The organism is Streptomyces sp. bgisy159 (assembly GCF_965341775.1).
Classification (GTDB): Bacteria; Actinomycetota; Actinomycetes; order Streptomycetales; family Streptomycetaceae; genus Streptomyces.
In genome coordinates this window covers 61,388-80,252 of sequence record NZ_CBDQZH010000017.1, presented here as the reverse complement: position 1 = coordinate 80,252, position 18,865 = coordinate 61,388, and the positions used below count along the sequence as shown (strand labels likewise).

At 75.2% G+C, this 18,865-nt stretch carries 12 protein-coding genes and 1 pseudogene; 8 read left to right on the top strand and 5 right to left on the bottom strand.

The window, feature by feature from the left end; translation table 11 throughout:
- The first annotated feature begins 59 nt into the window (after window positions 1–59).
- Complete coding sequence (locus ACSLTV_RS18485) at window positions 60–1,139, top strand: NADH:flavin oxidoreductase/NADH oxidase (protein ID WP_435612510.1); 1,080 nt, start codon at window positions 60–62, stop codon at window positions 1,137–1,139.
- Window positions 1,140–1,403: 264 nt separating this feature from the next.
- Here ACSLTV_RS18485 and ACSLTV_RS18480 read toward each other — a convergent pair whose 3' ends face one another.
- From ACSLTV_RS18480 to ACSLTV_RS18470, 3 genes are all read right to left on the bottom strand, one after another.
- Entirely contained in the window at window positions 1,404–6,080 is a 4,677-nt protein-coding gene (locus ACSLTV_RS18480) for an HAD-IC family P-type ATPase (protein WP_435612492.1), read from the bottom strand.
- 7 nt (window positions 6,081–6,087) lie between these two features.
- The gene (locus ACSLTV_RS18475) at window positions 6,088–6,831 is read right to left on the bottom strand and encodes a hypothetical protein (RefSeq protein ID WP_435612491.1); all 744 of its coding nucleotides are present in this window, start codon (window positions 6,829–6,831) and stop codon (window positions 6,088–6,090) included.
- A gap of 76 nt (window positions 6,832–6,907) precedes the next feature.
- A complete protein-coding gene (locus ACSLTV_RS18470; RefSeq protein ID WP_432136238.1) occupies window positions 6,908–8,188 on the bottom strand; it encodes an extracellular catalytic domain type 1 short-chain-length polyhydroxyalkanoate depolymerase in 1,281 nt (426 codons plus the stop codon).
- A gap of 418 nt (window positions 8,189–8,606) precedes the next feature.
- Here ACSLTV_RS18470 and ACSLTV_RS18465 point away from each other — a divergent pair.
- Window positions 8,607–8,998: pseudogene (locus tag ACSLTV_RS18465) on the top strand (pectate lyase); the annotation flags it as partial.
- 29 nt (window positions 8,999–9,027) lie between these two features.
- Here ACSLTV_RS18465 and ACSLTV_RS18460 read toward each other — a convergent pair.
- On the bottom strand, window positions 9,028–9,789 hold the full coding sequence (locus tag ACSLTV_RS18460; RefSeq protein WP_432136150.1) for a PaaX family transcriptional regulator C-terminal domain-containing protein: 762 nt from the start codon (window positions 9,787–9,789) through the stop codon (window positions 9,028–9,030).
- 74 nt (window positions 9,790–9,863) lie between these two features.
- On the opposite strand from ACSLTV_RS18460, the gene ACSLTV_RS18455 reads away from it, so the two are divergent.
- Window positions 9,864–11,606: a DNA alkylation response protein gene (locus tag ACSLTV_RS18455; RefSeq protein WP_435612490.1), complete on the top strand. Its 1,743-nt coding sequence runs from the start codon at window positions 9,864–9,866 to the stop codon at window positions 11,604–11,606.
- Window positions 11,607–11,711: 105 nt separating this feature from the next.
- Complete coding sequence (locus tag ACSLTV_RS18450; protein ID WP_435612489.1) at window positions 11,712–13,787, top strand: HEAT repeat domain-containing protein; 2,076 nt, start codon at window positions 11,712–11,714, stop codon at window positions 13,785–13,787.
- 197 nt (window positions 13,788–13,984) lie between these two features.
- On the opposite strand, the gene ACSLTV_RS18445 is transcribed toward ACSLTV_RS18450, so the two are convergent.
- Window positions 13,985–14,566, bottom strand: a complete 582-nt coding sequence (locus ACSLTV_RS18445) for an Rv1733c family protein (RefSeq protein WP_432157419.1) — start codon at window positions 14,564–14,566, stop codon at window positions 13,985–13,987.
- Window positions 14,567–14,789: 223 nt separating this feature from the next.
- On the opposite strand from ACSLTV_RS18445, the gene ACSLTV_RS18440 reads away from it, so the two are divergent.
- The 4 genes from ACSLTV_RS18440 (at window position 14,790) to ACSLTV_RS18425 (ending at window position 18,787) form a co-directional block, all read left to right on the top strand.
- Window positions 14,790–15,875, top strand: coding sequence for a WD40/YVTN/BNR-like repeat-containing protein (locus tag ACSLTV_RS18440; RefSeq protein WP_435612488.1), 1,086 nt, complete (start codon window positions 14,790–14,792; stop codon window positions 15,873–15,875).
- A 137-nt stretch (window positions 15,876–16,012) separates the two neighbouring features.
- Window positions 16,013–16,690, top strand: a complete 678-nt coding sequence (locus ACSLTV_RS18435; RefSeq protein ID WP_432136145.1) for a uracil-DNA glycosylase — start codon at window positions 16,013–16,015, stop codon at window positions 16,688–16,690.
- Complete coding sequence (locus ACSLTV_RS18430) at window positions 16,687–17,676, top strand: N-acetylglucosamine kinase (RefSeq protein ID WP_435612487.1); 990 nt, start codon at window positions 16,687–16,689, stop codon at window positions 17,674–17,676. The genes ACSLTV_RS18435 and ACSLTV_RS18430 overlap by 4 nt, the downstream gene beginning before the upstream one ends.
- Window positions 17,677–17,863: 187 nt before the next feature.
- Complete coding sequence (locus ACSLTV_RS18425; RefSeq protein ID WP_432136143.1) at window positions 17,864–18,787, top strand: sirohydrochlorin chelatase; 924 nt, start codon at window positions 17,864–17,866, stop codon at window positions 18,785–18,787.
- The last annotated feature ends 78 nt before the right edge of the window (window positions 18,788–18,865 follow it).

Here is an 18,865-nt window from a genome sequence, read left to right as displayed (position 1 = left end):
GACGTACTACGATGCCTATCGTAGGAGCAGACACCGGCACCGTGACGATTGGAGTCGCCGTGAGCGCGCTCTTCGAGCCCTGGACCCTGCGTGACCTGACGATCCCGAACCGGGTGTGGATGCCGCCGATGTGCCAGTACTCGGCCGCCCCCGACGGACCGACGGCCGGCGCTCCGACCGACTGGCACTTCGCCCACTACGCGGCCCGGGCGGCCGGCGGCACCGGCCTGATCATCGTCGAGGCCACCGCCGTCAGCCCGGAAGGCCGCATCTCGCCGTACGACCTGGGCCTGTGGAACGACACCCAGGCCGAGGCGCTGCGCCGTATCACCGGCTTCCTCACCGCGCAGGGCACCGTGCCGGCCGTGCAACTCGCCCATGCCGGGCGGAAGGCGTCGACGGACCAGCCCTGGCGCAGTGGCGCGCCACTGGGGGCCGAGGAGGGCGGCTGGCGGCCCGTCGCGCCCAGTCCGATCGCCTTCGGGGCCGGTCACCCGCTGCCGGAAGAGCTGACCACCCAGCAGATGACGTCCGTCGTACGGCAGTTCGCCGACGCGGCCCGGCGTGCGCTCGCCGCGGGCTTCCAGGCCGTGGAAGTGCACGGCGCCCACGGCTATCTCATCCACGAGTTCCTCTCCCCGTACTCCAACCACCGCACCGACGCGTACGGCGGCTCCTACGAGAACCGCACCCGCTTCGCGCTGGAGGTCGTCGACGCGGTGCGGGCGGTGTGGCCCGAGGACAAGCCGGTGTTCTTCCGCGTCTCCGCCACCGACTGGCTGCCGGAGGGCGGCTGGACCCCTGAGGACACCGTCCGTCTCGCCGCCGACCTGCACGCGCACGGCGTCGACCTCCTCGACGTCTCCACCGGCGGCAACGTCGCCGAGGCCCGCATCCCGACCGGACCCGGCTACCAGGTACCGTTCGCGGCCCGGGTGAAGGCCGAGAGCCCGCTGCCCGTGGCCGCGGTCGGGCTCATCACCGAGGCCGAACAGGCCGAGAAGATCCTCGCCAACGGCGAGGCGGACGCGGTGCTCCTCGGGCGTGAGCTGCTCCGCGACCCGTCCTGGGCCCGGCGCGCGGCCCGCACCCTGGGGGCGCAGACGCGAGTGCCGGAGCAGTACCTGCGATCCGTCTGATCGGACGGCCCGCGGGAGTGCCCGACGCGTCGGCCGGGCGGCGGCTCTCCGGCTCGCGACGCCCCCGCCGCACCCGTCGCTCCCGCTCGGCCGGTCACCGCGCCTCTCGACGGCGTAGGTCCGGTCGGCCGGTCACCGCGTCCCTCCACGCCGTACGTCCGGTCGGCCGGTCACCGCGTCCCTCGGCCCTGGTCCGTCGCGGCCGGTCGCCGGACGGCGGTGCGTGCGCCCGTGGCCGGTGCCGGCCGTGGCCGAGCCGTGCCGTCACCGGGCCAGTCGCAGCACCGTCCGCTCCAGGCGGGGCAGGGTCCGCTGGCCCACGAGGGCCAAGGCGATGGCCACGGCCACACCGGCCCAGGCGAACGGACCGAGAGGCGTGCAGCCGAACGCCTGACTGGCTCCCGGCGTCTGCACCAGCAGCACCAGGGCGGCGGCCGAGCCCAGCGCGGTGACCCGCACCAACGGGCTGTCCCGCCGGTCGGTCAGAGTCTGCGCCAACTGGGTGCCGACCACGGCACACAGCGCCATCGTGGTCGACCGGCGCGCGGTGCCCGGGGTGAACCGGCCGATCAGCCAGGCCGCCACCGCGCCCAGACAGGTGGTCAGGGCACGGTGCCGGATACGGTCGAGCAATTGTCCCCCGAGCAGGGCGGCGCCGGGTGCCTCGTCGGTCGCCGCCTCGCCGGGCCTCTCCTCCCCCGGTCCCTTCCGCCTGGTCAGCTCGTCGCCGGTCACGCCGGCGCCGGTCGCCTCGTCGGCAGGCGTGGCACGCCTCGGGGTGACCGCGACGGCCATGGCCGGGAAGAGGTCCGTGAAGAGGTTGACCAGCAGCATCTGACGGGTCGACAGGGGGGCCGCCCGCCCGAGCAGGGTGCCGACCATGCCGAAGCCGACCTCGCCCGCGTTGCCGCCGAGCAGGATCACGATCGCGTCGGAGACGCTGCGCCACAGCGCGCGGCCCTCGTCGACCGCCTCGATCAGCACCCGGAGGTCATCACCGGTGAGCACGATGTCCGCGGCGTTGCGCGCGGCGGCCGAGCCACGGGTGCTCAGGCCGACCCCAATGTCGGCGGCGCGGATCGCCGCCGCGTCGTTGGCTCCGTCCCCGACCATGCCGACCACCCGGCCGGCATCCCGCAGCGCCTCCACGACCTGCAGTTTCTGCTCCGGCGCCACCCGCGCGACGACACCGGCGTCCCGCAGCAGCCGGGCCCGCTCGGACCGGTCGGCGGTGGTGAGTTCGTCGCCGGTCACCACCGCCGTGTCCCGCGGCCAGCCCAGCTCCACGGCGATCGCCCGGGCCGTCTGCGGATGGTCGCCGGTCAGCATCACCGGACGTACGCCGTCCTCGCGCAGACCGCGCACCAACTCCCTCGACGTCCCCCGGGGCACGTCGGCCAGCGCGAGCAGCCCGGTGAACTCCAGCTCGCCGAGGGGCTGTTGCAGGGTCTCGGCGGCTTCCTCCCGGTCGGCCAGCCGGCGCCGGGCGACGGCCAGTACCCGCAGTCCGTCGCGGGCCAGCGCCGAGGCCGCGTCGGCTGCGGAGTCCGGCAGGTCGGCGCACGCGGGCAGGACCGTCTCCGGGGCGCCCTTGACGACCAGCCAACGGCCGTCCCCGCCGCCCGGCCGGTCCTCGACATCGCCGGGGGCGGCCGCGTCGCCGCGGTCCGTGCCCGCCGCGGCGCCACCGGTGCCTCTGTCGGCGCCGCCGGCGCCGGCGAGGGACGTACCGTCCGCCCGTCCCACCGCGGCCGCGTAGCCCCGGGCGGCCTCGAAGGGCAGGCCCTCCTCCTGGGTCCAGTACGGGTCCTCGCCGGCCGCGTGCAGAACCGCCTCGTCGGTGGCGTGCGCGGGGCGCTCGTTGCCGCCGTTCAAGCGGGGACAGGCGCGGGCGGCGAGCCGTACGACGGCCTCGCCCGCCGTGGCCGTGATCTCGTGGACGGTGCCGGCGGTGTCGGTCACCCGCACCAGCCGCAGCCGGTTCTCGGTCAGGGTGCCCGTCTTGTCGAAGCAGACGGTGTCCATCCGGCCCAGCGCCTCCAGCGTGCGCGGCGCGCGCACCAGCACCCCGCCGCGGGTGAGCCGACGTGCGGCGGCCAGCTGCGCCACCGTCGCCACCAACGGCAGCCCCTCGGGCACGGCGGCCACGGCCACCGCCACCCCGCCGCTGACCGCCTGCCGTATCGGCGTGCCGCGCAACAGTGCCAGGCCGGTCACCGCGGCTCCCCCGGCCAACGTCAACGGCAGCGCCTTGCTGGTGAGTTCGTGCAGCCGGGCCTGGACCCCGCCGGCCGGGGGCGTTCGGGCCGCGAGGGAGACGGCGCGGGCCGCCTCCGTACGGTCGCCCGTCTCCACGACGACGGCTCTGGCGTGTCCGGCGACCACGGTCGTCCCCTCGAAGAGCATGCAGCGGCGGTCGGGCACCGGGGCGTGCGGCGTGGGCCGGACCTCCTTGTCCACCGGCAGTGATTCCCCGGTCAGCGCGGACTCGTCCACCTCCAGTCCGTCCTGCCACAGCAGCCGGGCGTCGGCCGGTACGACGTCGTCGGCCTGCAGTGTGATCACGTCGCCGGGGGCCAGGTCGGCGGCGTCCACCGTGTGCGGACCGTCCGGGGACTCCTCGGACTCGACCCGTGCCTTCTGCTGGTGCTGTTCGCGCAACCCGGCCAGTGCCCGCTCGGCTCGCAGCCGCTGCACGCCGCCCACCAGCGCGTTCAGGTCGAGGGCGCCGACGACGAGCAGGGCGTCCACGACCGAGCCGAGGATCGCCGAGGCGGCCGAGCCGACCACCAGCACCGGGGTCAGCGGGTCGTCCAGTTCGCTGCGTACGGCACCGGCCAGCCGCAGGCCCCAGCGTGCGGGGGCCAGTGCCGGGACCCTGGCCGCGGTGTCCATCGCCGAGTGCGCGCGGTGGGCCACCTCGTCCAGCGGTCCCTGCCGCTCGCCCTGCTCCCGCCGGGCCAGCCGGCGCTGTACCTCCGTCGGCCGCAGGGCGTGCCACGGAACCCGGGCCCGGGGCCGCGGCGTCCGCTCCATCGCCACGCCGAGGGCGGCACGGCCACCGCTGAGCAGTGCGGCCGCCGCCGCCGCGTCGACCGGCGCGTGCCGCAGCCCGGGCAGTCCGGCCCGCCGGCCGGGGCGCCGTGACTCCCCGACGGCCACCAGGAGGCCGGACAGGGTCGCACCGGACCGGGCCAGCGTCTGCGACCTTCGGCCGACGGCGCGTGCGGCCGGCACCGCCACCAGCAGCCGCCACAGGTCGGCGAGCCCGTGCGGCGCCACGACGTCGGCGGACCACACGACGGGACCGCCGCCGTCGGCGAGCGCGACGGCCAGGTCGGCGGCCGCCAGGCCGGTCTGCAGGTCGTCGAGGCAGGCGGAGGAGGCGCCGGTCGGGGAGAGGGCGGCCCGGCCGCCGGGGGTGCCCCCGTCGCCGGGGGCGTCCGGGCCGCCCGCGCCGGCTTCGCTGTCCGCTCGCCCGGCTGTCCCGGGGCCTGCTCCGGTGGCGTCTCGGGGGGCGCCGGGCGTCCACCGGCCGGCCTCCGCCGGAAGACCGCCTCCGGAAGGCGTGGGGCGGGCGACCGCGAGGACGCCGCCGGTGCGATCGCGCATCCTGTCGACCACGTCGGCCAGCGGCCGATCGCCCGGTACGACGTGGTCGGCGAGGGAGACGAAATCCTCCAGCGCGGGATCGTCCATCACCACGACCCGCAGCCGCGCGCGTCGCGCCGCGTCCAGTACGGGTTCCACCCAGGGGTCGGCGCTCCCGTCCGGCGCCAGCAGGGCGCTCGGATGCAGCACCAGGGTCTCTGCGGTCTCCAGCAGCCGCAGCCGCTCCGCGTCGCGCACCAGCACCCCGGACCGCGCCAGGGCGCAGCCCAGGACCACGTTGAAGGCGCCGGGTCCGTAGCGTGCGGCCTTGGGCGACCCGGACAGCACCGCCTCGGCGGCCTCCCCGGCATCATGCTTGACCAGCAGTGCGGCGACCGCGCCGACCATCCCGCCGGTCTCGGCCGAGTTGGCGTACCGCTCGGCCGGAGTGGTGCGCAGCGGCGGCCGGGCCCGGCGCACCGCCGTCCCTCCGGCGCGGCCGGGCGCGCACAACCCGTCATGCAGCTTCTCGAAGGCGGCGGCCCGGACCAGCGCCTCCGTCAGTTCGCCCGCGCGCATGGTCCCGTCGAGCACCAGGCCGGTCGGTGTCTGGCCCGCGCCGTGCGCGGCGGCGTTGGCGGCGGCCAGCAGCAGGTCCCTGCGCCGTCGGCCGAGTCCGGCGCGCAGCCAGGACCGGAAGCGCGGGTTCTCGCGGAGCATGGTCACGCCGGCGGTCACGAACCGCGGTGAGGGCGGCAGTCTCAGCGCCGAGCCGGTGACCGCGGCGACGGTGCCTGCCGCGTCGGCCAGCAGCGCCCCCGCCGCCGTGCGCACGTCGCAGGGGTCACCGGGGTGGACGCAGGTGTCGGCGGGCTCCCCGAAGGTCCCGCCGGACGGTGCCAGGCCGTGGTGTTCGGCGAGTTCGGCGGCCTTGTCGAGGACCCGTTCACTGACCGCGTCCTCGGTGGCCGCGACCACGAGCCGGCCGAGACCGCCGTCCCAGTAGGCGAACAGCACGTCCGGGTGCTCCGCCAGCGAAGCGGCCACCCGCCGGGCCGCCGCCTCCACGCCCCCCACACCCCGTACCCGCTCGGGCACGGCGGGGCGCAGCGCCAGGTGAGCGCGTCGGCCCGCCCGCCAGTGGGGTCCCCGGCCCGGCAGGGCCGCCCGCGCCACGCGCCCCACCCGGGCCGCGGCGTCGGCGGTCCGCACCGCGCTCCGCGCGCCGCCGGCCACCGCTCCGGCGGCCAGCCCGACGGCGGGTGCAGCTCCGCGGGCCACCAGCCGGGGCGCGGCCAGCAGCGCCCCGGCGGCGGCCGAGGAAACGGTCGTCAGCGGTCCCGTACCCATGGCGCCCTCACTCCGTGGAGCCGCGCCGCGCCGCGGCCGGCCGGTCGGCGGGCTCACCGGTGCCGGAGGCCCCACCGGCGCTCTTCGCGCTACGGGGCGACGTGGTCCTGCGCACCCTCGAAGGCCTGGCCGTACTCGTCGCGCTCGCCGCGTCGGCCGCCTTGCCTGCGCTGCTCGTCCTGCTCGTGCTGCCGGCCCTGCTCGATGGTTTCTCTGCGCCCGGCGACTGCTCGGCAGCCCTCGGTTCCGGGGTGGCGGTCCCAGCCGCGTTCGTGGTCGTGCCGGTGACGGTGCCCGTGCCGGTCGGCCGGCCGGCCGCAGACGAGTCGGTGCGGCTCGGCCCGCTCTTCTCGGCAGGCTCCCGGCTCTCGGACACTCCTCCCGTGGTCGTGGCGGCTGCGGTGCCGCCGAGCCCGGCCGGCGCGGTGGCGGGCGGCTGCGCGGCCGAGCCCTCGGGGCCGGCGCCGCGCCGCGTTCCGTTGCCGTCCGGGTGTCCCGGTCGGGCCTGGGTCAGCCAGGCCACGGCCGCACCCGCCATCGCCACCGGCCACTCGACGACCCCCATGACGCCGAGCAGGCCGGCGCCCGTGTAGACGGCCAGCCGTCGTCCGCGCGGCGACACCTTGCCGACCGTGTCCAGCGTTCCCTCGGCCACCCTCCCCACCACGCCGGCGCCGGGAAGCCGACGCAACGCGGCGACCGTGCCGTGCACGGGTCGGGGCAGGGTGGACGAAGAAGGTTGCCGTGCCATGACTCTTCTCGCCTCCCGGGTTCCACCGTCCTGGAACAGCCGGGTTCCCGGGATCACGTAGCCGAAAAGAGCCCGATCAGGCCGCCGTACAGGCCGTCCCGTCGAGCATGAAGCCGGACGGCGCCGCGCTGTTGCCCGTGTGGGTGGCCTGGTAGCCGATCGACACACTCGCGCCCACCGCGATCCTGGCGTTGTACGAGACGTTGGTGGCCGTCACCGCTCCCGAGGCCGGGCTGTAGGTGGCGCCCCACCCGTTGGTGACGGTCTGGCCGTCGGGCAGGGTGAAGCCCAGCCGCCAGCCGTCGAGCGGGGCCGAACCGGTGTTGGTGACGGTGATGGACGCGGTGAGGCCGGTGTTCCAGGCATTGGTCGTGACCGTCACCCGGCAGTCGCCCGGCTGCTGCGGCGGCACGGGCCCGTCGCCGTCCAGACCGAAGAAGGTCAGGACGCGGGCCGCCATGCCCTGGCTGTAGACGTTGTGGCCGACGCCCTGGAGGCTGATCGCCTCCACCGGGGCCCGCTCACCCGTGCTGCCGTAGCGGGTGCGGGTCCAGCCGGGCTGGGGGGCGTCGGTGGCGGCCGGGGTCTGGCCGAGCCCCTGGACGTTCGTCCACTGCTTGATCTCCTCTCCGAAGTTGGGGTAGCGCAGCACGTCGTCGGCGGTGCCGTGCCACAGCTGCATCCGGGGCCGGGGGCCGGTGTACCCCGGGTAGGCGGCGCGGGCGGTGTCGCCCCACTGCTGGGCGGTGCGGATCACGGTGCCGCCCGAGCAGGCGCTGTTCCACTCGGAGCCGTTGGTGGTGGCGAAGCAGCCGAACGGGACACCGGCGAAGGCGGCGCCGGCCGCGAAGACGTCGGGATAGTCGCCCAGCAGCACGTTCGTCATCATGGCGCCGGAGGAGATGCCGGTCACGTACACGCGGTCGGTGTCGGCGGCGTAGGTACGGGTGGTCCAGTCGACCATGGACTTGATGCCGACCGGGTCACTGCCGCCGCCACGTCGCAGGGCCTGGGGCGAGGCGACGTCGAAGCACTTGCTGGCCCGGGTCACGGACGGGTAGACCACGATGTAGCCGTACCGGTCGGCCAGTGTGTCGTACTCGGTGCCGTTGTACATGTCCGGACCGGATCCGGTGCACCAGTGCACGGCCACCAGCACGGGTGGGTGCTCGGTGACACTCGCCGGGACGTACACGTACATCCGCAGACCGCTGGGGTTGGCGCCGAAGTCGGTGATCTCGGTGAGGGTGGCGGTGGGGACCGCCTCGGGCGACTGCGCGCGAGGCGTCTCCGGGCGGCTCTCGCCGGCCGCCGCGGTGGACGTCGGGAGCAGGGCCGCGAGACACAGCAGCACCAGCACGGTCAGCACCGAACGCGGGTTCCTGATCGGGGAGTCGGACACGTGGGGCCCTTTCCGGTGAGGGGCGGAACGGCTTTCACGGGGGTGCGGAATGATCCGGGACCGAAACGCACGCCCACGCGGGGCGCGAAGGCGAACGGGATCCCAGGAAGGCACTCGGCGCATGGTGGCATGCGCACGCCCACCATGGAAGCGCTCCCACACACCTCGGCGGGTTCCGCGCGCGACATGACCAGAAAGCGCTTCCCCCATACTTTCCGTTCAACAGCATGACCGGACCACCTCCTCAGGCCCTCTTCAGACCCACGGAAAAGGTGGTCGCTGCATCGCTGCATGCCCTTCGGGTTCAGGAAACGAGGCAGTGTTCACGTACGTGCACGATCCGTTCCGCTCCCCTCACAGAAGGAATCGGAACATGACCTCGACCTCCAGGACGCGACCACACGCCCACCGGCACGCGCTGACCGGCGCGGCGGCCTCCCTCGGCCTTTCGGCCGGCCTGCTCATGGCCGCCGGGACGCTCTCCCCCGTGAGGCCGCCACCTGGCCCCCGGCCAACGGCAGCCAGGGCGTCTCCGCGACCATCGCGGTCTCCGGCACCAAGGACTACGGGATGAAGCGCCTCTTCGGCACCGGCTCCCTGGGAACCGGCAGCCAGGACGAGAACCAGCCCCCGATCCTGGAACCCGCGGACGGTGCCGTCCTGAAGAACGTCATCCTGGGCGCCCCGGCCGCCGACGGCGTCCACTGCAAGGGCAGCTGCACTCTGCAGAACGCGTGGCGGGAGGACGTCGGCGAGGACAGTGCCCCGCGCGGGCGCACGGTACGGCGGCCTCGTCACGCCCGGACGCCCGCCGAGCGGACCGCCCGCATCACCTCCGCCCGGTAGGCGGCGTAGGCGGCGCGCAGATCGGTTCCGGGCCAGTCGGCGGGCAGCAGCCGGTCGGGGAGCACCGGGTCGGCGAGCAGGTGCCGCACAACGGCGGCGAAGGCGGTGAAACGGTCGGCCGGAGCGGCGGTCCGGGAGGTGTGGTCCAGCAGGGCGCGGGCGGCGGCGGCCCACTCGCCCAACGGCCACAGGGCGGCTGCGAGTTCCCGGTCCGGTTCGTCGGGGCGGGCGGTGAAGCAGCGGGCGACCTCGGCGAGCCCGGCAGGGTGCGGGCGGTCGAGGTTGGCGGGCCGCAGCCAGACGCCCTCGCGCAGCTCGGCCAGGCGCAGGCCCGTGAGGCGCGCGCGCAGATCGGCGCGTTCGGCGGGGCCGCGGCCGGTCGCCGTGACCACCACGGTCTCCCAGTCGCCGTGCCACGCGCGCGTGCGGGGGTGCACGGCGTCGTCCTGGCGGCGACGGCGCTGCAGCAGCCGGTCGCTGAGTCGGTGGACGCCGTCCGAGCGGTGCAGATCACCGGCCGTCACCATCCGGCTGAGCGCCGCCCGCAGCGTGGAACCGCCGATGCCGAACGGTTCCACGAGCCGTACCAGGTCCTTCACCGGCAGCTCGGGCGGATCCGCGCCGAGCAGCAGGCTCAGCACGACCGACCGCGCGGACAGCGGCCGCAGCTCCACCACGCGCGCGTGTCCCGTTCCGTTGTCGCTCCGCATGGACAGGCACCTTACGCACCACCGTCGCGTTGCACTATTGCTGCGACCGCAGCCAGCATGCAACATTGCCGGGCATGGATCCCACATCCGCACCACCGCAGCCGTCGCCCACCCGTGCCGCGGCACACCCCGTCGGGGACGGCCTCGCGGCCGACCCCGCACCCGACCCCGCACCCGGCCTCACACACGACGTCACGCACGACGTCTCCAACCAGCCTCCGCCGTTCGCGCCGTACGACGCGGCCGAGGACGCCGCCCTGCTGGAGGGGCTGCGCCGGGAGGGGGCCGCCTGGGCCGAGGAGGACCTACGGCGGCTCGGCCGGCGGGCCGGGAGTGCCGAGGCCCAGGAGTGGGGCGAGCTGGCCAACCGGCACGCGCCCGTGCTGCGCACGCACGACCGCTACGGCCACCGGATCGACGAGGTCGAGTTCGACCCCAGTTGGCACGCCCTGATGCGGGTCGCGGTCGAGGAGGGGCTCGCCGGGGCACCCTGGGCGGACGGCCGGCCCGGCGCCCACGTCGCCCGCACCGCGGGCGGGCTGGTGTGGGGACACACCGATGCGGGGCACGGCTGCCCCACGTCGATGACGTACGCGGCCGTCCCCGCGCTGCGGCGGCAGCCGGATCTGGCCAAGGTGTACGAACCGCTGCTCACCGCGCGCGTGTACGAGCCGGGGCTGCGGGTGCCGACCGGGAAACGCGGGCTGCTGGCCGGCATGGGGATGACCGAGAAGCAGGGCGGCTCGGACGTCCGCACCAACACCACCTCGGCCACGCCGACCGCCGAGTCCGGGGTGTACACGCTGCGCGGCCACAAGTGGTTCACGTCCGCCCCGATGTGCGACGTCTTCCTGGTCCTGGCCCAGGCGCCCGGAGGCCTGTCGTGCTTCCTGGTGCCGAGGGTGCTGCCGGACGGCACCCGTAACACCTTCCGCGTCCAGCGGCTGAAGGACAAGCTCGGCAACCGCTCCAACGCCTCCTCCGAGCCGGAGTTCGACGGCACGGTGGCCTGGCGCGTCGGTCCCGAGGGGCAGGGCGTGAAGACCATCATCGAGATGGTCAACTGCACCCGCCTGGACTGTGTGACGGCATCGGCGACCCTGATGCGCAAGACGCTGGTCGAGGCCGGTCACCACGCCCGTCACCGGAGCGCGTTCGGCGCCCGGCTGCTGCACCAGCCGCTGATGCGCAATGTGCTGGCCGACCTGGCGGTGGAGTCCGAGGCGGCGACGACGCTCACGCTGCGACTGGCCGGAGCGGCGGACCGCGCGGTGCGCGGGGACGAGGGGGAGCGCGCGTTCCGGCGGATCGCGACGGCCGTCGGCAAGTACTGGGTGACCAAGCGCGGTCCGGCGTTCACCGCGGAGGCGCTGGAATGCCTGGGCGGCAACGGCTACGTCGAGGAGTCGGGTATGCCCCGGCACTACCGGGAGGCGCCGCTGCTGTCGATCTGGGAGGGCTCGGGCAATGTCAACGCCCTGGACGTGCTGCGGGCACTGACCCGCGACCACGCCACGGCGGACGCCCTGTTCACCGAACTCGCCCTGGCGGCCGGCGCGGACGCCCGGCTGGACGCCGCGGTCGGCCGGCTCAAGGACTCCCTGACCTCGGTCGCCGAGTCCGGAGCCCGCCGTCTGGTGGAGGTGATGGCGCTGGCCCTGCAGGGCTCCTTGCTGGTCCGCCACGCTCCCCCGGCCGTCGCCGACGCGTTCTGCGCGAGCCGGCTGGGCGGCGACTGGGGCCACGCCTTCGGCACCCTGCCCGAGGGGGCCGATCTCGGCGCGATCCTGGACAGGGCGCTGCCCGGCGTGAACTGAGCGGTGCGCCTGTGCGTCACCGCACGATTCCGCTGCGTTGTCAGTGGTGTGGGGCAGACTCGTGATCGGTTGGCACTTCTGGCACTTCGTCCGGGGGAGGACCACGTGTTCACGGGGATCGACGAGGTCGACTGGGCCTCGCTGCGTCATGCCTACGGCAGCGCGCACGACGTGCCCGTCCTGCTCAGGGGTCTCGCCTCGGCGGACCCCGCGCAACGGGAGACGGCACTCGACGAGATGTACGGCACGGTGCACTTCCAAGGGGCCGTCTACGACTCGACGCTCGCCTGCGTCCCGTTTCTGCTGCGGCTGGTGCGGGACCCGGCGGTGGCGGAGCGGAGCGGTCTGGTGGACCTGCTGGTCAGCATCGGCGACGGTGCCGGCGCAGGTGCGGTCCGCGCGGGGTCCGGCGTCTTCGTGGAGCTGTCCGACGACCCGGACGCGTGCGTGCGGCGGGCCGCGGCCGGGGCGCTCGTGCGGTTCCTCGACGAACCGGCGCGCGTCCTCGCCCTGTTGCGGGAGCGGCTGGCGGTCGAACCGGCCGGCCGGGTCCTGCTCGCCCTCACCGAGGCGCTCGGCCTCTTCGTCCGGCGCCACCCCGGGCACGCGGAGCCGGCCCTGGCCCTGCTGGCCGCGCGCAGCCGCCCGCCGTACGGTCCGGAGGAGCGCCTGGCCGCTCTGGGGCAGCTCGCCGGGTGCGCGCCCGACCGGGTCCCGACCGACCTGGTGCGCACTGCCGTGGGGCTGCTGCGCGAGCGCTCCGCGGAGCGTGCGCGCGCACGGTCGGCGGCCGGGGCGTACGGCGGACCGGTTTCGCCCAGGGCGGCCGGTGGTTCAGGTGATCCCGGCGGTTCAGGCGGTTCAGGCGGTTCAGGCGGTTCCGGCGCTTGCGGTGGTGCTCCCGGGGTGGACACCCTCGTCGGGCGGTTGCGTCGGCTGCGCCCGTCGGACGAGGAGGGAGCCCGGCTGCTGCGCACGCTGCACACCGCCCTCGGTGACCGCTCGGCCGACCGGACCGCCCTGCTCGCGGGCCAGTTGACCAGTCCGGACGCGGCGGACCGGTGCAACGCCGTCTGGATGGCCGCGGGGCTGGTCCGCGAGTGGCGCGGTGACCATCGCGGCACGGTCGGGCTGGTCGGCCGCCAACTGGACCCGGAGGAACCTCGGTTGTGCGACGCGGCCGTCTCCGTCCTCGACGGCTTCGGCCCTCTGGCCGCGCCCGCGGCGGACCCGCTGCACGCGCTGGTCGTCGCGCGTCCGGATCTGTGGGTGCGGCCGTCGCGGCGAGGGGCGACGCGGCTGGGCGGTCCGCTGCAGGCGCTCGTCCGCAGCGGCGACGCGCGCGCCGTGCCGATCCTCGCGGAGGTGCTGGCCGCCCCCCTGCCGCCGTACGAGGCGGGTTCCGTCCTGCCGTGTCTCGGCCCGGCAGCGGCGCCGCTGGTCCCGCTCCTGTGCCGTCGGCTGGCCGACCTGCCGGCCGACGCGCCCGGCACGGCCGAGCGGGCGGTTCCCCTGCTGCGAGCGCTCGGGGCGCTGGGCGCTGCGGAAGCCGTGCCCGAGATACTTCGACTGCTGCACGACGGACCCGCCGCGTCCCGCGGCCGACTCCGGGAGGCGGCCTTCGCGGTCCTGGCGGCTCTGGGGCCCGCCGGGCGGTCGGCCGTGCCCATGCTGCGGGCCGCGCTGCACTCCGACCAGGCGGGTGCGGCGGCGCGCGCGCTGTGGGCCGTCGAACCGGACGTGTCGGCCGTCCTGCCCGTGCTGGTGAGGGAGTCGGTGCACGACGACCGGAACCACCGCACCCAGGCCGTCGGCACGCTCGCACTGCTGGGCGGCTCGGCCTCAGCGGCGCTGCCCGTGCTGCGCCGCCGCGCGGCCGACGCACGGGACGAGTACGAGCGGGCCGCTGCCGCCGCGGCGGTGTGCGCCGTCAGGGGCTGTACCGAGGAGACGGGCGAGGTGCTCCGCACCCTCTGGACGGACCACCCCCCGGCCCGCCGCACCATCGCCGCGGTCCTGACCCGCCTCGGTCCGGCCGCCGCGCCGCTGCGGGACCTGGCCGACACGGAAGTGGCCCAACCGCGCCGCCACACCGCCCGGCGCGGCGGATACGGCATCCAGGACGTCCCGGAGGACGAGGAGTTGCTGACCTTGTGCCGGGAGATCCTCACCAGGACATGACCCGCGCACACCCCACGCGGAGCGCGCCGGAGGGAGCGCGCCCCGGGGGGAGGAGCATGCCCCGGGGGGAGCGTGCACAACTGCGCGACCGATCACCGACGGCGTTCGGCTGACCTGCCGACCGGCCGACCGGCTGAATGCCGCCGTCGGACAGGCAGTCAGACGTGCAGACGGCGGCGGAACCGCACACACCCCGCTCAGCCCGTGCGATGCCCCCACAGCGGGTCGAAGCGTGCCCAGTCCGCGTCCCACTGCTCGCCCCGGCGGCGCTCCAGCCGCGCACGGATCGCCCTCCCTGCGACGAAGGGCACGCAGGCGACGCAGGCTCCGGACAGCACGCCGATGAGCAGGGCGCGCAGCCTGGCCTCCTCCGGCGAGGCCGGTTCGGACACCATCCGGCCACGCGGGTCCGTCCAGACCCGGACGGCGGCGCCCTGGGCGCTGCCGGGGCGAACCCGGACCTGCCCGGTGCGGACGGTGCCGTCCGGCGCCTCCCAGCGCGCCTCGGCCCACACCCGCTCCCCCGCCCCCGTGGCCCGGGTGTCGGCCCTTCCCGGCGCCCGCTCGACAAGCGCCCCGCGCACCGGCCGCCACTCGGCGCGCTCGCGGGCCAGGCTCCGCTCGACGGAGCCGGCGGCCGCCCAGCCGGTGACCGTCCCGACGAGGACGGTGAGCAGCCAGGCGCCGAGCAGCACCCAGCCCTCCACGGTGTCGCTGCGCCGCTTGAGCGGATTGCGCCGCCAGCGCCACAGCCACACCTTCGGACCACGCAACCCCATCGACGGCTTCCTCCTCGTGAGTGGGCGGACAACGCGGACCTGACCCCTCCCTCCCTTACGCGGCCGGCCGCCCGGATGCTCAGCGGGGCGGCCCCGACCGCACCGCTGAGCATCCGGCAAGGCCGCCGTGACCTGCGGCGACGCCCCGCCGAGGGGTGACTGTCAGTGGCTGGGTGCAGACTGGCCGATGTCTGGGACAAGGACGTCGCGGAGGTAATGGGACATGACCGAGGTACTGCTCGCCGTGGGCACGCGCAAAGGCCTGTTCATCGGGCGTCGGCGTGGTGGCACATGGGAGTTCGACGACAAGCCGGCTTTCAACGCACAGGCGATCTACTCGGTCGCCATCGACACCCGGAGCGAGCGTCCGCGGCTGCTGGCCGGGGGTGACAGCGCCCACTGGGGTCCGTCGGTGTTCCACTCCGACGACCTGGGGCGCACGTGGACCGAGCCGGCGAAGCCGGCCGTCAAGTTCCCCCAGGACACGGAGGCGTCGCTGGAGCGTGTGTGGCAGCTGCACCCGGCGGCCGCCGAGCCGGACGTGATCTACGCGGGCACCGAGCCGGCCGCGCTGTACCGCTCGGAGGACCGCGGCGAGAGCTTCGAGCTGGTGCGCCCGCTGTGGGAGCACCCGACGCGCTCGCAGTGGGTACCGGGCGGGGGCGGGGAGGGCCTGCACACGGTGCTCACCGACGCCCGCGACCCGCGTGCGGTGACCGTGGCGGTGTCCACGGCCGGGGTGTTCCGCACCACCGACGGCGGGGAGAGCTGGTCGCCGTCCAACTCGGGCGTCTCGGCGGTGTTCCTGCCGGATCCCGACCCGGAGTTCGGCCAGTGCGTGCACAAGGTCTCCCGGGACGCCGCCGACCCGGACCGGCTGTATCTGCAGAACCACTGGGGGGTCTACCGGAGCGACGACTCGGGCGCCCGGTGGACCGACATCGGTGAGGGGCTGCCCTCCACCTTCGGCTTCGCGGTGGCCGCCCACCCGCACCGGGGCGGCACCGCCTACGTCTTCCCGATCAACGCGGACTCCGACCGGGTCCCCGCCGAGCACCGGTGCCGGGTCTTCCGTACGGCGGACGCGGGCGGGACCTGGGAAGCACTGTCGGCCGGGCTGCCGCAGGAGGACCACTACGGCACGGTGCTGCGCGACGCCCTGTGCACCGACGACGCCGACCCGGCGGGCATCTACTTCGGCAACCGCAACGGAGAGGTGTACGCCTCGGCCGACGACGGCGACAGCTGGCGGCGGTTGGCGGCCCATCTGCCCGACGTGCTGTGCGTGCGCGCCGCGGTCGTGGGCTGACGCTGAGGCCGTGTCCGAGAGCGGCGGGGAGACCGAGGAAGGAGCAGTGGGGTGGGGGGACTTGTGAGCGGTGCCTGCCCTGGGGGCCTTGGCCACCGGTTGATCGTCACCGTGTCTGCGGCAGTAGGGTGACGGCCGTGGCACCACGACCCTTGCATGAAATCCTCGAACCGGGCTGGGCGGCGGCCCTGGAACCCGTCGCCGGGCGGATCGCCGCGATGGGCGACTTCCTCCGAGCGGAGATCGCCGCGGGCCGCACCTACCTGCCGGCCGGCCCGCATGTCCTTCGCGCCTTTCAACAGCCCTTCGACGAGGTCCGCGTCCTCATCGTCGGTCAGGACCCCTACCCGACCCCGGGGCACGCGGTGGGGCTGTCGTTCTCGGTCGCGCCCGAAGTGCGGCCGCTGCCCGGCAGCCTCATCAACATCTTCCGGGAGCTCCACTCCGACCTCGGGCTGGCGCAGCCGTCGAACGGCGATCTGACGCCCTGGACGCGGCAGGGCGTGCTGCTGCTCAACAGGGCACTCACCACGGCGCCGCGCAAGCCTGGAGCCCACCGCGGCAAGGGCTGGGAGGAGGTCACGGAGCAGGCGATACGGGCGCTGGCGGCGCGGGGCAAGCCGCTGGTGTCGATCCTGTGGGGCCGTGACGCCCGCAATCTGCGTCCGCTGCTGGGCCGTCTGCCGTCGGTGGAGTCCGCGCACCCCTCGCCGATGTCGGCCGATCGCGGCTTCTTCGGCTCGCGTCCGTTCAGCCGGGCCAACGACCTGTTGATCCAGCAGGGCGGACAGCCCGTGGACTGGCGCCTGCCGTGACCTCGACCGCCCCGGGGCGCCGCGGCATCCTGGCCGTCGACTCGGGCGGCTCCGGGCTGCGCGTCGCCGTCGGTACGGCGGAGCGGGGAGCGGTGGCGGAGCGCTCCTCGCGCGTGCCCGTACGCACCGGCGGCCGGGGGGTCGACCCGGCGCATCTGATGGAGCAACTGGTGCCGATGGTCCGGGGGCTGGCCCGCGAGGCCGGTGTCCCGGAGCCGGTCACGGCGGCGGTGGGCGCGGCCGGGTTCGCCTCTCTGGGCGGCGCCCTGCGCGAGGAGCTGCCGGGCGCACTGGCACGGGAGTTCGGCATCCGGGAGGTCGCGCTGGCCGCCGACGCGGTCACCGCCTACATCGGCGCGCTGGGTCCGCGTCCCGGTTCGGTGATCGCGGCCGGCACGGGACTGATCGCGGTCGGTACGGATCTCGCCGGGTGGCGGCGGGCCGACGGCTGGGGTCATCTGCTGGGCGACTGCGGCGGCGGCGCCTGGATCGGCCGGGCGGGCCTGGAGGCCGCCGTACGGGCACATGACGGCCGGCCGGGTGGGTCCGCGTCGCTACTGGCCTGCGTCGAGGAGGAGTTCGGGCCGGTCGCGGGGCTGCCGGGCTCGCTGTATCCGCGCCCGGACCGCCCCGCGGTGCTGGCGTCGTTCGCGCCCCGGGTGGCTGCCCGCGCGGCGGACGATCCGCTCGCGGCGGAGATCCTGCGCTCGGCGGCCCGGCACATGGCGGACTCGGCCGCGGCCGTCTGCCCGGTGACGGGGGAACCGCGCATCGCGCTGACCGGCGGGCTGTTCCGGCTCGGCGAGCCGCTCCTCGTCCCCCTGGAGGAGGAACTGGCACGGCGGTTGCCGCATGCGCGGCGGGTGACCGCCGACGGGGACCCGCTGCTCGGCGCGGTCCGGCTGGCCGCAGCGCTCACGACCGGCACACTCGTCGTGCCCCCGGACCCAGGCATGTTGCACGTGGTGTCCGAACCCGGTGGGTGAGCCGGCCGCTCACACCTCGCCGGGCGCCCCGTGCGCCACGCCGGACACGTGAGGGGGACAAGTCGCCCGGAACACACACTGATCACTTCTGATCCGTACGTAACTCATCAGACAAAAGCGGACGGATACCGCTCACCTGCACCCTCCCCGAACAGGGGAGCCACGGAAACAAGTAACATGCGGCGCCATGAGCTCCCCCACTGGGCCCGCGTCCGGCCTGCCAGTACGAATGCCGCGCCCCCGCCAGCCCGGGCGGCACCGCCGACCCGAACCCCTGGCGGCTCCGGAGGGCGCGCCCGCGCTCGTCCTCGCGGTGCCGGGCACGCCGAGTGAGGCCAGCCGCGGCCTGGCCGAGGAGATCGTGAGCATCGCCCGCTCCGAGCTGCCCGGCCTCGACGCGCGCATCGGTTACCTGGACGGGGACGACACCGACTACCCCAGTGTGCGGTCGGTGCTCACGCACACCGCCGAGGAGCGCACGGCCCGTTACGAGCAGGCCAAGGCCGCAGGAGTCGAGGTCAAGGAGCCCGAGGGCCCCGTGGCCGTCGTCGTGCCGCTGCTCGCCGGCCCCGACGGTTCCCTGCTGCGCCAGGTCCGCCAGGCCGTCATGGACAGCCGCGTGGCCGCTGATCTCACCGACGTGCTCGGCCCGCACCCGCTGCTGGCCGAGGCGCTGCACGTGCGGCTGTCCGAGGCAGGCCTCGCGCGCGCGGACCGCGCGCGCCTGTTCACCGTGGCGACGGCCGCCGACGGCATCATCCTCGCCTCCGTGGGCGGCGACGAGGCCGTGCAGGCCGCCGGCATCACGGGCATGCTGCTCGCCGCCCGGCTCGCGGTGCCGGTGATCGCCGCGGCGCTCGACGAGGAGGGTTCGATCACCTCCGTGGCCGAGCAACTGCGCTCCTCCGGCTCCCAGCAACTGGCGCTGGCGCCGTACCTGATCGGCCCGGAGATCGACGCCTCCCTGATCGAGGCCGCGGCGAAGGAGGCCGGCTGCCCGGCTGCCGAGGCGCTCGGCCCCTACCCGGCGATCGGCAAGCTCGCCCTGGGCAAGTACATGACGGCGCTCGGCATCACCCCGCAGGAACCGCAGGGCACGCCGGCCCACTGACACCGCCGCTACGCCGCACGACGGCAGCGTGACGTCCGTACGGCCTCGAAGGGCCCGCTCTGTACGGAGCGGGCCCTT